Origin of the sequence: Amycolatopsis sp. 2-15 (genome assembly GCF_030285625.1) — a bacterium.
GTDB lineage: Bacteria > Actinomycetota > Actinomycetes > Mycobacteriales > Pseudonocardiaceae > Amycolatopsis > Amycolatopsis carbonis.
In genome coordinates this window covers 8,635,761-8,649,494 of the sequence record NZ_CP127294.1, presented here as the reverse complement: position 1 = coordinate 8,649,494, position 13,734 = coordinate 8,635,761, and the positions used below count along the sequence as shown (strand labels likewise).

The window sequence follows — 13,734 nt, the reverse complement described above, 5'->3', positions numbered from 1 at the left end:
TCGAGGAGACTCGAGGTGCCCTTCGTGTGTCCGCTCAGTTTTCGAGGCACGCGAAGGTCGCGTTGACGAGCGCCATCTTGCGCGGGTCGTCACGCAGCAGCGGGCCCATGCGGTTCATCACGTAACCGAAGCCCACGCCGGCTTCCGGGTCGGCGCCGCCGGAGGAGCCGCCGAGGCCGTCGTGGCCGAAGGCGGCCGGGTTGGGGCCGAAGCCGCGTGCGGTGCTGCCGAGGTAGAAGCCCAGGGCCCACTCGTTGGGCACGCCGGCGACGAGGTCGACCGAGGTGCCCTGCCCTTCGCGGGCTCGCGCGAGCGCGCCGGCCGAGATCAGGCGCTCGGAGCCGTCGGCCAGTGCGCCGTAGATGATGGCGAGGGCCTTCGCCGTGCCGTGGCCGTTGAGTGCGGGCAGCACGGCGCGCCGCCACGCGGGATCGTTGGCGTGGTGGCCTTCCACGCGCGGGTTGGCCATGGCGGCGAGCGCGACCGGGCCGGCGTTCGCGAACGCCTCGGTGAGCGCCGTGGCCATCTCCGGGGTGAGCACCGGCTCCACGAGCGTCGAGCAGCGTCCGAGGTCGGTTTCCCCGACCCCGAGGGAGAAATCCGCCTCCAGGGGACTGGCCACATGCTCGGCGAAGAACGCGTCGATGCCCTGCCTGGCCACGCGGCGCACGACCTCGCCGACGAGGAAGCCGTAGGACAGCGCGTGGTAACCGCTCGCCGAGCCGGGTGGGAACAGCGGTTCCTGCTCGGCCAGCAGCCCCGTGATGTGGTCCCAGTCGTAGAGCTGTTCGACCTTCACCGGGTGCGCCAGGCCGATGCCGACGACGCCGGAGCGGTGTGAGAGCAGCCAGCGCACCGGGAGGTCCTGCTTGCCCGCCGCGGCGAACTCCGGCCAGTAGCGTGCCACCGGCGCGTCGAGGTCGAGCTCGCCGGCGTCGGCCAGCTGGTGCGCGCAGATCGCCGCCATGCCCTTGGTGGTGGACCAGACGTTGGTCAGCGTGTCGGGCCGCCACGGTGTGGTGCGGAGGGGATCCGCCCAACCGGCCCAGAGATCGACCACGACCTCGCCGCGGTGGGTCACCGCGAAGGCCGCGCCCAGTTCGTCGCGCTCGGAGATGTTCTCGACGAACGCGGCCTGCACCGGCTCGAACCCGGGCGCGCAGGTGCCGTGCAGGGGCACGGCCGTCTCCTCGTCCATGCTGGCCCGCCTCCACTCGACACCGACTGGTCGGTACGCCGAAGTTAGAAGGGCCGACCGGGCCCGTCAAGACCTGCCGGGCCCGGTCCTTTTTCGCCGGAAGTGCCGCTGGTTCGCCGACGGCTACCGCAGGGCCGGCACGCGGGGGCCGTACTTGGCGAGCAGGGCCGTGTTGGCCTCGTCGCCACCCTCCACATTGGAGCTCCGCCACAGCGGGACGTCGATGCCCTCGGCCGTGCCGCGGTCGTAGACCTCCGCCAGGATGAGGTTCCACAGGAACGCGTTGACCACAGTGGACAGTGGTGCGGTGCGCGGCGCGGCGGCCGGGTGGCTCGCGTCGCCGGGGATCACGAGCGAGTCGAGCACGACCGTGCCCTCCTCGACCAGCGTCGTCGCCGACCGGCGCGGCGCCGCGGCCACGCATGCGCGGGACGTCACGGCGATCACCGACGCGCCCCGGCGACGGGCGCCGGCGGCCAGCTCGACCGGGTACGGGTTCACCCCGGAGGTCGAGAACACCACGAGCACGTCGTCGGGCCCCGGCGCGCGCTCGGCCAGCACCTCTTCGGCGAGCCCGCTGCGGCGCTCGGTCTTCGTGCTCTGCTGCGCGCCGTGCAGGGGCAGCAGCTCCGGGTGGTACAGCGGGTAGACGCAGGCGAGGCCGCCCGCGCGGTAGAACGTCTCGGCGACCGCGGCGAGCGAGTGCCCGGCACCGGCGGTGAACACGAGGGCGTCGGACCGGATCACCCCGAGCACGAGATCGGCCGCCGCCGTCAGCGCTTCGGCATTGGCCTCCCGTGCGGCCGCGAGCTTTTCCGAGGTGCTCTTCCAGATTTCCGTGGCGCTCACCACACCTGCCCTTCGTCGCGGGTTCGGGCGCCGAATGTATCGCTTGGACACGCTTCGTGGTGGATTAGCGTGAGAGCTGATCATCCGGGCGTACCGGTGACTGGGAGGCGGCACGTGGACGGAGTACCCGTCGTTTCGGTGCGGCGTGCGCACGGGCGGACGAGAGCGGTGGCGCTGGTGCTGCACGGCGGCGCCGAGCACAGCACCGCGGCGGTAGGGCCGTGGCGGCTGGCGTACCTGCGCATGGTGCCGCTGGCCCGAGCCCTGCACCGGGCGGGCCGCGCGGCGGGCCTGGAGGTGCGTCTGGTGCGCAACCGCCGCTACGGCTGGAACGCACCCGCGGAAGACCCGGTGGACGACGCACGCTGGGCGCTGGAGCGCGTCCGCGCCGAGCACCCGGGCCTGCCCGTCGTGCTCGTCGGGCACTCGATGGGCGGCCGGGTGGTGCTGCGCGTGGCCGACGACCCCGCGGTGGTGGGCGTGTGCGCGCTCGCGCCGTGGACACCGCCCGGCGAGCCCGTGGAGGCCGTCACAGGCCGCTCCGTGGTGCTGCTGCACGGCACGCGCGACCGGATCACCTCACCGCGTGATTCCCACGCCTTCGCCGAGCGCGCGCGGGAGCTCGCCAAGCGGCTCGCGCGCTTCGACGTCACCGGCGAAGGTCACGCGATGATCAAGCGTCCGGCGGTCTGGACCAGGCTGATGTGTGCTTTCACACTGGAAGCCATCGACGCTGGGGAGACCGACGAGACTCTCCGGCAGGCGTGGAACCGGCCCGCGGACGAGCGGTTGCGCATCCCCGTGTGACCGGATCCGGCGACAACCGCACAGCGCAGGTCGCGTGTGCCGGGAATACCATCAGTTGTGGGCCGATGGGCCCATTCCGGAGGGAGTGTCTTGTCCACCTCAAGTGTTGACCGAGCGGCGGGGCCCGCCTCGCTGCCGGCGCCCGACGAAACCCGGTGGCCGGGGCTGGCCACGCCACCGCACTCGCCGCTGCGCGCGCGAGCCGCGGAGGCGCTCTTCCGCCGTGCCGTGAAGAACCTCGACCTGCGGGTCACGTTCCCCGACGGCACCGTCCTGGGCGCCGGCGGTCCGGAGGCGCCCGAGATGCGCATCCTGCGGCCCTCGGCGTTTTTCCACCGCCTCGGGGCCGACGCGAAGATCGGCTTCGGCGAGTCGTACATGGTGGGGGACTGGACCGCCGAGGACCTCGCGGGCGTCCTGACGCCGTTCGCCGAGAAGCTCACCACGATCGTGCCGCTGTTCCTCCAGCGGTTCCGCCGCTTCGCCGAGCGCGTGCAGCCGGCGGCGGAGGAGAACACGATCGAGGGGTCGCGGTCGAACATCCACCGGCACTACGACCTGTCCAACGACCTGTTCAGCGCGTTCCTCGACGAGTCGATGATGTACTCCTCGGCGCTTTTCGGCCCGGGTGAGGACCTGACGCAGGCCCAGCACCGCAAGCTCGACAGCGTGCTGGACTACGCGGGCGTGCGCGAGGGCAGCGAGGTGCTCGAGATCGGCACCGGCTGGGGCGAGCTGTCGATCCGCGCGGCCTCCCGCGGCGCGAAGGTGACGTCGCTGACCATCTCGCAGGAGCAGAAGGTGCTCGCCGACGCGCGGATCGCCGAGGCCGGCCTGTCCGACCGCGTCGACGTGCAGCTGTGCGACTACCGCAACGCCACCGGCCAGTACGACTCCGTGGTCAGCGTGGAGATGATCGAGGCCGTCGGGCAGTCCTACTGGCCCACGTTCTTCGCCACCATCGGCAAGCGCCTGCGCCCGGGCGGGCGCTTCGGCCTGCAGGCCATCACGATGGACCACGACCGGATGCTGGCGGCGGCCCGGTCGTACACCTGGATCCACAAGTACATCTTCCCGGGCGGCATCATCCCGTCGGTGCAGGCCATCGAGGACGGCATGCGCGACAACACCCGCCTCAAGCTGGCCGGCATGCGCGAGTTCGGCCAGGACTACGCGCGCACGCTCAAGCTGTGGGGTGAGCGGTTCCACCAGCGCTGGGACGACATCCGCGGCTTCGGCTTCGACGACGTGTTCCACCGGATGTGGGAGTTCTACCTCGCCTATTCGGAGGCCGGGTTCCGCTCCGGGCACATCAAGGTGCACCAGTTCGGGTTCGCCGACCCCCGCTGAGCAGGCCGTTCCCCACCGGATGAACCTGCACCAGGTGCCGCACGTCCTTTGTTCGAGGGCGTGCGGTTCACTGGCCGCACGATTTTTGCCGGATTCGGGGATTGGGTGAGAGACCGATGACGTACGGAGGCGACGACGGCAGGCGGCGGGTGCCGCCCCGGCCACCGCAGCCCGCCGCACGCCCGCGGCAGCATCAGCGGGCGCAGATGATGCCGCTGCCAGGAGTGAGCAGCAGCCCGTACGACGCGCGCACCAGACCCATGGGCTCGCGCGGCGAGGCTCCCGCGCCCCCGCCGCCCGCACCGCCTCGGCAGGCCCCGCCGCGCCAGGCCCCGCGGCCCGGACCGGCTCCGCGCCGGCGCCGCCGGTGGAGCTTCGGCAAGGTCCTGATGACGCTGGTGCTGATCTTCGTCGTGTTCGTGGGCGGGATCTGGGCGTATCTGGAGTTCTCGATCAAGCGCGTCGACGCGCTGGCCGACTACGACGGCCGTCCCGCGGCCGCGTCGGGCACCAACTGGCTGATCGTGGGCTCCGACAGCCGCGACGGGCTGACGGCCGAGGACGAAGAGCGCCTCGCGACCGGCGACGTCGCGGCGGCCGGCGGGCAGCGCACCGACACGATCATGATCGCGCACATCCCGGACAACGACACCAAGCCGACGCTGCTGAGCCTGCCACGCGACTCGCAGGTGAAGATCCCGGGCCACGGCACGAACAAGATCAACGCCGCGTTCTCCCTCGGCGGCCCTGCGCTGCTGGCGAAGACCGTGGAAGGCGTCACCGGCCTGCGGATGGACCACTACGCGGAGATCGGCTTCGGCGGGTTCGCCAACATCGTCGACGCGATCGGCGGGGTCGACATGTGCGTGGACAAGGCCATGCACGACACGTTCACCAACATCGACATCAAGGCCGGCTGCCAGACGCTGGACGGGCGCGAGTCGCTCGGGTTCGTCCGCATGCGCCACAGCAGCGCGACCCCGCGGTCGGACCTCGACCGCGTGGCCAACCAGCGCAAGTTCATCGGTGCCCTCGTGAGCCAGATCGCGAGCCCGGGGACGCTGCTGAACCCGTTCGACTTCTTCCCGCTGCTGTCCTCGGCGCCCGACGCGCTGACGATGGACTCGGGTGACCACGTGCACAACCTGGCCGGCCTGGCGATCGCGATGCGCGGCATATCGTCCGACGGCGTGCTCACCGGCACGGTGCCGGTCACCGACGGCTCGGCCGAGCACTGGGACAAGACGAAGTCGGCGCAGCTGTTCGACGCGCTGAAGAACGACACCCCGGTGCCGCCCACGGCTGTCGTCAACTAGCTCACGAGCACCGACCACGGGGGCCCGCCGGAAAACGGCGGGCCCCCGCGTTATTTCGATGCCACAAAGCTGTCCCGGTGCGACCATGAGGACATGGACACCCTCACCGACGGCGTGGTCACCCTCAACCGCTGGCGCGCCGAAGACCTCGACGTGCTCGTGGACACGGTCTCGGCGTCACGCGAGCACATCGGCGAGTGGCTCGTCTGGGCCACCGACGGCTACGGCCGGGCCGAGGGCACGGAGTTCCTCACGAGCACGGCCGAACGCTGGGCGTCGGGTGAGGCCCAGGAGTACGGCATCTACACCGCCGACAGCACGCTCGCCGGCGGCTGCGGCCTGATGCGCCGCGACGACGGTCGCGAGATCGGCTACTGGCTGGCGAAGACGTGCACCGGCCGCGGCCTGGCCACGCGCGCGACGGCCCTGCTGGTCGCCGAGGCCTGGCGTCTGGGCACGCCCCACGTCGACATCCTCCACGACGAGCTCAACACCCGCAGTGGTGCCATTCCCGCCCGGCTGGGTTTCACCTTGCACCACAAGGAAGCCGCCTCCGACGCGCTGGCCCCGGCGTGCTCGGGCAACGACTTCGTGTGGCGGATCCAGCGACCGGGCTGACCCGTGAATCCCTTGCCGGGCAAGGGAAAGTGTCAGGAGACGTTCTTGCGCTCGCGCAGCATCTTCAGCGCGCGGTCCGCGTGCGCGGTGAAGTTCAGCTCGCTCTTGATCACGTCGAGCACACGCCGGTCGGTGTCGATGACGAACGTGGTGCGCTTGGTGTGCAGCGGGATGAACTTGCGCCACGCGCCGAACTGCTTCGCTACCGCACCGTCCACATCGGACAGCAGCGGGTAGTCGAACCCGTTGGCAGCGGAGAACTCCCGCTGCTTGGCCACGGCGTCCGGGCTGATGCCCACGCGCTGGGCGCCCACCTCGGCGAACTCGGCGGCCAGGTCGCGGAAGTGGCAGCTCTCGGCGGTGCAGCCGCTCGTCATGGCGGCGGGGTAGAAGAACAGCACGACCGGGCCGGCCGTCAGGAAGTCCGAGAGGGTGCGGTCGTTGCCCTGGTCGTCGGAGAGGGTGAAGTCGGGCGCGAGGTCGCCGGTGTCCATCGGGGTCCTTTCGGGCGGGGTCCGTGAGTCATGATCCTCCCCGGTGTCCGGAACCGCGCCGCAGGTGGACGGGTCAGCCGGCGTGGCGCTCGATCATCTCGTCCACTTCGTCGCCCGTGGCCGAGTCGGCGACGAACGGACCGCGCGCGGCGAGCACGCCGAGCTGGCGCAGGCGAGCCGCGTGCTCGGCGCTGCGCACGCCTTCGGCGCCGATGCGCAGCTTGAGCTCCTTGCCGCGTTCCACGAGCTGGCGCAGGTGCCGCACATCGGTCTCGGCGGCGCACTCGGCCAGCGCGTCGACGACCGGGCCGCTGAGGATCACGTGCCGCACGGGCAGGTTGAGCCGCGGGATCAGCTCCAGGTCGTCCGATCCCGAGATCGTGAGCACGAGCTGGGCGCCGAGTTCGGCGAGCAGCCCGAAGGAGTCGTGCACCTCGCCCTTCGCGTCGAACATCGACTGCCGGTCGATGCACAGCCGCAGCGCCTGTGCCGGCAGGCCCTGGCGGTCGAGCTCTTCCTTGACCATCCCCACCAACTCGGCGTCGCTCGCGAAGCGCCGCGGCAGCCGGATGCAGACGTCGGGCGTGGCCTCGCCGAAACGCGATCGCCAGCGGGCCGTGGCCTTGAGTGACTCGGCGAGCAGCCACTTGCCCAGCGGCACCGTCATGCCGGTGATCTGTGCGAGCGGGTAGAACTCCTCGGAGTCGAGCTCGCCCTTCTCCGGGTGGTTCCAGCGCAGGCCCGCGTTCACGGCGGCGATCTCGTCGGGCTTCGCGAGCTTCACGGTGGGCTGGTAGACGAGGGTGAACTCGCCGTTCTCCAGCGCGCCGGCGATCACCGCGCCGAGCTGGTAGCGGCTGCGGTCGCGCTCGTCCTCGGCCGGGTCGTACAGCATCCACTGGGCCTTGCCGCGTTCCTTGGCCCGGTGCAGCGCGAGCTCCGCGGCCCGGCGCAGCTCGGTGTGCCCGCCGCCGGGCCGCCCGCCCACGACGATGCCGGCGCTGGCGCTCACCCCGATCCCGTGGCCGCCGAGGTACACGGCCTCGTTGAGGTCGTCCAGCGCCCGGTCCACGAGGCGCACCACGTGCTGGGTCGTGAGGTCCGCGCCGCGCATCAGCACGCCGAACCCGTCGCCGGACAGCCGGGCCACGTAGCCGTCATGGTGCCCGGTGAAGGTCTCCGCCAGCCGGTTCGCGACCTCCTTCAGCACCCGGTCGCCCACGCCGGCGCCGAGGCCGTCGTTGATCACCTTGAAGCCGTCGATGTCGAGGTAGACCAGCGCGATCTCTTCGGTGCCGGGCGCGCCGAGCGCGGCCTCGACGCGGTTGGCGAACGCCTGGGAATTGGGCAGGCCCGTGAGCGCGTCGTGCACGTTCTGGTGCAGCAGGCGCTCGCCGAGCAGGTGCAGGTCGTCGGTGTCGGCGGCCATCAGCACGGGGAAGTGCGTGTCGGCCCGGTCGCCGGGCAGCCGCGCGAGCGTGACGTTGGTGGTGATGCTGCCGTCCTGGCTGTGGTCGAGGTGCACGCCGCGTTCGGTGAGGCGGCCGATCTCCGCGGTGCTCAGGCGCTCGAGGCAGCTGCGGATGCGGGTCGCGTCGTGGTCGGTCGCGGCCAGGTCGGCGAGGTGCCTGTCGTGGAGCCGGCTCTGGGTCGAGCTGAGCAGCTTGGCCAGCGCCGCGTTGGCCTCCATGATCACGCCGGAGGGGTCGGCCAGCGCGATGCCGATCGGGGCGGCGGAAAAGAGCGTGGTGAAGCGCAGGACGGCGCCTTCGTACGCGGGGGTCGCCACCTCCGTGATCTCCTGGGCGAAGGAGAGCAGGAGACGCTCCAGTTCCGCGGGCGGAAGCGTTACTCCTTTCGTGTCGGTCAGCGTCGTCGCGAACTTGCGCGCGACGTCGACCAACCCTGGCGCGGCACCAGGCTCAGGCACACTCCACCTCTTCATGCGCGGACTAAAGCCAGCTCAGACCCGGTGTGAAGGTTCATGGACCCACACTAGGTATGAGTTGGCCGTGAGTGATGCCACGGCATCATGCGCGAAACGGGGTGTCTACCGGCTGAACGAGTGATGACCCCTACACAAATAGTGACGTGATGTCACCTTGAGTGCTCGAACGTGTTTTTCCGGTTCGCCGGATTTCCCGTTTGTCCGGCACAGTCGGCTCCCCGCCTCCCGCCATGACCGTCAACGATATTCGAGACGCACCGGCAGTCCGTCGGCGGGGACCGGCAACGAGACGTAGTCCCAGCGCGCGGTGTAGTCCTGCGGCACCGACCAGCGGAAAGTCCGCAGCATCTCGTGCATCAGCGCCTTGACCTCGAGGCTGCCGAAGTGCAGCCCGATGCACTTGTGCGCGCCGCCGCCGAAGGGCATCCACGCGAACCGGTGCGACTTGTCCTCGCGCCGCGGCTCGGCGAACCGCTCGGGGTCGAAGCGCATCGGGTCGGTCCAGCACTCGGGGGTGAAGTGGTTCAGCGTCGGCGAGACGCCGACGAGCGTGCCTTCGGGGATGAAGTGACCGAGGACCTCGGTGTCCTTGGTGGTCTTGCGGGCCATCGACGGCACCGGGGCCCGCAACCGCAGCGACTCCTTCATCACGAGGTCGAGCGTCTCCAGGCTTTCCAGTGCCTCGATGTCCGGCACGTCGTCGCCCAGCGCGAGCGACTCCGCGCGGGCGCGTTCCTGCCACTCCGGGTGCTTGGCCAGGTAGTAGGCCATGGCGCTGCTGGTGATGGTCGTGGTGTCGTGCGCGGCCATCATCAGGAAGATCATGTGGTTCACGATGTCCGCGTCGGTGAACCGGTCGCCGTCCTCGGTGGTGGCGGTGCAGAGCGCGGCGAACAGGTCGTCGCCGCCGGCGCGGCGCTTTTCCGGCAGCGTCTCGCCGAAGTAGCGCTCCAGCAGCCGCCGGCCGCGCAGGCCCGCGGACCAGCGGCCGCCGGGCACGGGGTAGCGCACCAGCGCCGTGCCCGCGCGCACGGTGTTCACGAACGCGCGGTTGATCCGCATCGCGTCGTCGAGCGAGCGCATGTCCATGAACACGCGGGTCGCCACGTCGAGCGTGAGCTGTTTGAGCGCCCAGTACAGCCGCGGCCGGGTACTGCCGGGCCACGCCTCGACGCCGGCGCGCAGGGCCGGGCCCATCTGCCCGACGTAGCCGACGAGCCGCTCCCGCGTGAACGCGCTCTGCATGATCCGCCGGTGCAGGTGGTGCTCGCCGAAGTCGAGCAGCATGAGGCCGCGGTCGAAGAACTTCTCGATGAAGAACTTCCAGCCCTCCTGCGAGAACGCCTTGTCCTTGTTCACCAGGGCGATCTGCGTGGCCTCGGGGCCGGACAGCGACACTATCCGGCGACCGAAGCCGCCCATCCACGAGACGGGGCCGTACTTCTCGTAGCGGCTGAAGCTGAAGTCCAGGCCGAAGCGCATCATCTCCAGCGCGTGGCCTACGACCGGCGGGCCGTCGTCGCCGAGCACCGGCTTGAGGCCGCTGCCCGCGGGCGGTGCCGCGAGCTCGCGCACGGGGTAGCTGGCCGCCTGCCAGCGCTGGTCGACGGTGCGGGGCAGTGGCATCGACGTGAGCGTGGGCACGCGTTCACGCAGGCTCTCGGCGACCTTGCCGACCTTGCCGACTGCGCTCGTCATGGCGACCTGCCTTCATTGGCGGAAACCCGGTCGATCTCCACCGTGGCGCGCTGTTGACCGAATGACAATACCTTGGGCCAGCTCCATCCGGGTGATCCTTGACGAAGATCGGGTCAGTGCCGCGCGGTGCGGATGAGCTCGGCGGGCCGCTCGGCGATGGCGTAGACCGTGGCGTTGGTGTTCGCCGACACCGGGGCGGGCATCACCGACGCGTCGGCCACACAGGCTTTCGTCGTCGCGCACGTCCCGGCCGGGCTGCGCCTCGGATGCCGGCCACGGCGCGAGCGTGGGCGCGACGCCGATCTCGAGCGCCGTTCGCACCCCGGCGACCGCCATCTTCGACGCCGGTGCACCGGTCGCCGTCGACGATCATGCGGTGCACCGGCGCGCCGGTAGCCAGGTCGAGATTCGGGCGGAGCCAGGGCGGGGGTGAGGGGAGGCGTCGCCGGCGCTTTGCCGCTTGCCGTCGACGAAGTTCGAGTGGCACCGGCCGAACGCGGCTTCAAGGCCGCCGCCGATGTCGTTCGTCGTCGGGAACCCCGGACTGCCGCGCGGCTTCAAGGCCGCCGCCGACGGGGTTGGCCGACGACGCCTGCCGGGGACGCAGGGGACCGGTGCGGCCTCGCAGCGCCGGGTCACCGCTTTCGATGGTCTCGCTGCGCCTGAAGCACGGCAGGAGGTCGTCGAAGCTCCTGCCTTTCGCCCCTGCGGCGTCGGTGACCTTCACCACGAGCCCTGTGTCGAAGAAGCGGGCCACCTGGTCGCGAAGGCCTGGTCACGCCTCTGGCGGACCAGGGGCGTGACCGTTGCGCGGTGGTGCTCAGCCGAGTTCGGCGCGGACCTGGCGGGCCGCCGCGACGAGGTGGCGCAACGCGGGCTCCACCTCGGCGTAGCGGCGCGTCTTGAGGCCGCAGTCGGGGTTCACCCACAGTCGCTGTGCCGGCACGGCGGAGGCTGCCGTGCGCAGCAGGTCCACGACCTCCTCGACGCCGGGCACACGCGGCGAGTGGATGTCGTAGACGCCCGGGCCGACGCCGCGCGCGAACCCACCGGCCGACAGGTCGGCGAGCACCTCCATCTTCGAGCGCGCGGCTTCGATGCTGGTGACGTCGGCGTCGAGGCCGTCGATCGCCGGGAGCACCTCGCCGAACTCCGAGTAGCACATGTGCGTGTGGATCTGGGTGCCTTCGGCGACACCGGCCGTCGCGACGCGGAACGCGCGCACCGCCCAGTCGAAGTAGGCCGTGTGCCCGGCCGCGCGCAGCGGCAGCAGCTCGCGCAGCGCCGGCTCGTCGACCTGGATCACGCGCACCCCCGCGGCTTCGAGGTCGGCCACCTCGTCGCGGATCGCGAACGCGACCTGCAGCGCCGTGTCCGCCAACGGCTGGTCGTCGCGGACGAACGACCACGCGAGGATCGTGACCGGGCCGGTGAGCATGCCCTTGATCGGCTTGGCGGTGCGGCTTTGCGCATACCGCGCCCACGGCACGGTCATCGGCCGCGGGCGCGAGACGTCGCCGTGGAGGATCGGCGGGCGGACGCACCGCGAGCCGTAGGACTGCACCCAGCCGTGCTCGGTCGGGGCGAACCCGGCGAGCTGCTCGGCGAAGTACTGCACCATGTCGTTGCGTTCGGGCTCGCCGTGCACCAGCACGTCGAGGCCCAGCTCCTCCTGCAGCCCCACCACGCGGTCGATCTCGGCGTGCATCTCGGCCACGTACCCGGCTTCCTCCAGCGTGCCCGCGCGGTACGCGGCGCGCGCCTTGCGGACGTCGGTGGTCTGCGGGAACGAGCCGATCGTGGTGGTCGGCAGCGGCGGCAGGCCGAGGGACTCCTGCTGCACGGCCGCGCGTCGCTCGTACGGCTCACGCACGGCGTCCCCGGGCTTCAGCGCCGCCAGCCGCTCGCGCACGGCCGCGTCCAGCGGGTTCGTCGCGCGGTCCGCGGCGGCCGCGCGCGCCGCCGACAGGTCCACCTGCTCGCCGCGCAGCGCCCGCCCGAGCAGAACGACCTCGGCAACCTTCTGGTCGGCGAACGCGAGCCAGCTCTTCAGGCGTGGATCGAGGTTCTCGGCCTCGACGTCGTAGGGCACGTGCAGCAGCGAGCACGACGTCGTGATGCTCACGTGCCGCGCGGTGCCGGCCAGCCGCGCGGCACGTTCCAGCGCGCGGTCCGGGTCGGTGCGCCACACGTTGCGCCCGTCGACGATGCCGGCGAGCACCTCCTTGTCGCGCAACGCGCCTTCCGCGGCCACGGCGTCCACAAAGGACTCGTCGGTGACGAGGTCCACGGCCAGCGCCTCGATGGGGGAGCGGGCGAGCACACCCAGCCCGCGCCCCAGACCGCCGAAGTACCCGGCGACGAGCAGCTTCGGGCGGTCCTGGGCCTTGGCCAGCACGTGGTACGCGCGGGTCAGCGCGTTGAGCCCCTTCGTGGTGCGGTCCCCAGCGAACGCCGGCTCGTCGAGCTGCACCCACTCGACGCCCTCGGCTTTCAGCGAGCTGAGCAGCGCCGCGTAGTCGGGCAGCAGTTCGTCGAGCAGCTCCAGTGGTCGGAAGCCGGGCTGCGTCGCCTTGGCGAGCAGCAGGAACGTGACCGGGCCGACGAGCACCGGCCGCGTCTCGATGCCCAGCTCACGGGCCTCGCGCACCTCGTCGAGCGGCTTCGTGCCCGACAGTGTGAAGCGCGAGCCGGGCCCCAGCTCGGGCACGAGGTAGTGGTAGTTGGTGTCGAACCACTTCGTCATCTCGAGCGCCGGCTCGTCCTGCACGCCGCGCGCGGCGGCGAAGTACGTGTCCAGCGGCGAGAGGCCGAGGCGGGTGAAGCGCTCGGGCAGCGCGCCGAACAGCTCGGCGGTGTCGAGCACCTGGTCGTAGTGGGAAAAGGTGTTGGCGGGGACGGACTCCAGCCCCGCGTCGCGCAGCCGCTGCCAGGCCCGCGCCCGCAGGGTTTTGCCCACCGCGAGCAGCTCCGCCTCGCCGGTGGTGCCCGCCCAGTAGCGCTCCAGGGCGCGCTTGAGCTCCCGGTCCGGTCCGATGCGCGGGTACCCCAGGATCGTGGTGCCGATGGTGTTCACAGGCTCTCTCCTCGCGAGCTCGATCGAGGCGAGCCCGGGCACGCGAAAGCCGCGCTTCGGTCAGGCCTGCTCCCACGGGACCCGGACTCACGCACGCCGTCGGCGCACGTACCACGGGCAGGTCTTCGGACTCGTGGGCGCCGAGCTCGCGCCTACTCACCGTCGCTTCCCGGGCTCACGCCCAGTGCTTGACCACGAAATCGTGGTGACGGCTTTCGTTCCCACTCACCGCTGCGGGGCAGTCCCGGATCCACACCGGGTTCCCTGTTGCCTCGCCAGAGTGTGGTCGCGCGAAAAAAGGCCCGGCCACGCCCTGGCGAACCAGTGGCGTGGCCGAGCCTAGCGCCGGGTGGCACAACGTCCGCCGTGATCCCGGAGAC

General features: G+C 71.2%; 12 protein-coding genes and 1 riboswitch. Of the genes, 4 read left to right on the top strand and 8 right to left on the bottom strand.

The genetic code is table 11. The annotated features are described in order from the left end of the window. Window positions 1–34 precede the first annotated feature (34 nt). Together QRX50_RS42695 and QRX50_RS42690 are read right to left on the bottom strand one after the other, a co-directional pair. A complete protein-coding gene (locus tag QRX50_RS42695; RefSeq protein ID WP_285968771.1) occupies window positions 35–1,198 on the bottom strand; it encodes a serine hydrolase domain-containing protein in 1,164 nt (387 codons plus the stop codon). Window positions 1,199–1,321: 123 nt separating this feature from the next. Next, window positions 1,322–2,050, bottom strand: a complete 729-nt coding sequence (locus tag QRX50_RS42690) for an SIS domain-containing protein (protein WP_285968770.1) — start codon at window positions 2,048–2,050, stop codon at window positions 1,322–1,324. Between the two features lie 111 nt (window positions 2,051–2,161). Between QRX50_RS42690 and QRX50_RS42685 the strand changes: the two genes are divergently transcribed. The 4 genes from QRX50_RS42685 (at window position 2,162) to QRX50_RS42670 (ending at window position 6,138) form a co-directional block, all read left to right on the top strand. Next, on the top strand, window positions 2,162–2,854 hold the full coding sequence (locus QRX50_RS42685; RefSeq protein WP_285968769.1) for an alpha/beta hydrolase: 693 nt from the start codon (window positions 2,162–2,164) through the stop codon (window positions 2,852–2,854). Between the two features lie 90 nt (window positions 2,855–2,944). Beyond that, complete coding sequence (locus QRX50_RS42680) at window positions 2,945–4,204, top strand: SAM-dependent methyltransferase (protein ID WP_285968768.1); 1,260 nt, start codon at window positions 2,945–2,947, stop codon at window positions 4,202–4,204. 116 nt (window positions 4,205–4,320) lie between these two features. Further along, window positions 4,321–5,520 carry an LCP family protein gene (locus QRX50_RS42675; protein WP_285968767.1) on the top strand — a complete coding sequence of 400 codons (1,200 nt, stop codon included), beginning with the start codon at window positions 4,321–4,323 and terminating at the stop codon, window positions 5,518–5,520. A 93-nt stretch (window positions 5,521–5,613) separates the two neighbouring features. Further along, window positions 5,614–6,138 carry a GNAT family N-acetyltransferase gene (locus QRX50_RS42670; RefSeq protein WP_285968766.1) on the top strand — a complete coding sequence of 175 codons (525 nt, stop codon included), beginning with the start codon at window positions 5,614–5,616 and terminating at the stop codon, window positions 6,136–6,138. A 32-nt stretch (window positions 6,139–6,170) separates the two neighbouring features. Here the strand turns inward: QRX50_RS42670 and QRX50_RS42665 are convergent, their stop codons facing one another. From QRX50_RS42665 to metE, 6 genes are all read right to left on the bottom strand, one after another. Further along, entirely contained in the window at window positions 6,171–6,632 is a 462-nt protein-coding gene (locus tag QRX50_RS42665; RefSeq protein ID WP_285968765.1) for a peroxiredoxin, read from the bottom strand. A gap of 73 nt (window positions 6,633–6,705) precedes the next feature. Then, window positions 6,706–8,562 (bottom strand): diguanylate cyclase domain-containing protein, encoded by a 1,857-nt coding sequence (locus QRX50_RS42660; protein ID WP_285968764.1) that lies wholly within the window; start codon window positions 8,560–8,562, stop codon window positions 6,706–6,708. A 255-nt stretch (window positions 8,563–8,817) separates the two neighbouring features. Beyond that, a complete protein-coding gene (locus QRX50_RS42655) occupies window positions 8,818–10,278 on the bottom strand; it encodes a cytochrome P450 (RefSeq protein ID WP_285968763.1) in 1,461 nt (486 codons plus the stop codon). Window positions 10,279–10,391: 113 nt separating this feature from the next. Further along, window positions 10,392–10,499: a GMC oxidoreductase gene (locus QRX50_RS42650; RefSeq protein ID WP_285968762.1), complete on the bottom strand. Its 108-nt coding sequence runs from the start codon at window positions 10,497–10,499 to the stop codon at window positions 10,392–10,394. 281 nt (window positions 10,500–10,780) lie between these two features. After that, window positions 10,781–11,008, bottom strand: coding sequence for a hypothetical protein (locus QRX50_RS42645; RefSeq protein WP_285968761.1), 228 nt, complete (start codon window positions 11,006–11,008; stop codon window positions 10,781–10,783). A gap of 90 nt (window positions 11,009–11,098) precedes the next feature. Next, the gene (metE, locus tag QRX50_RS42640) at window positions 11,099–13,354 is read right to left on the bottom strand and encodes a 5-methyltetrahydropteroyltriglutamate--homocysteine S-methyltransferase (RefSeq protein ID WP_285968760.1); all 2,256 of its coding nucleotides are present in this window, start codon (window positions 13,352–13,354) and stop codon (window positions 11,099–11,101) included. Between the two features lie 110 nt (window positions 13,355–13,464). Beyond that, a riboswitch (cobalamin riboswitch) is annotated at window positions 13,465–13,682 on the bottom strand. Window positions 13,683–13,734: the final 52 nt, after the last annotated feature.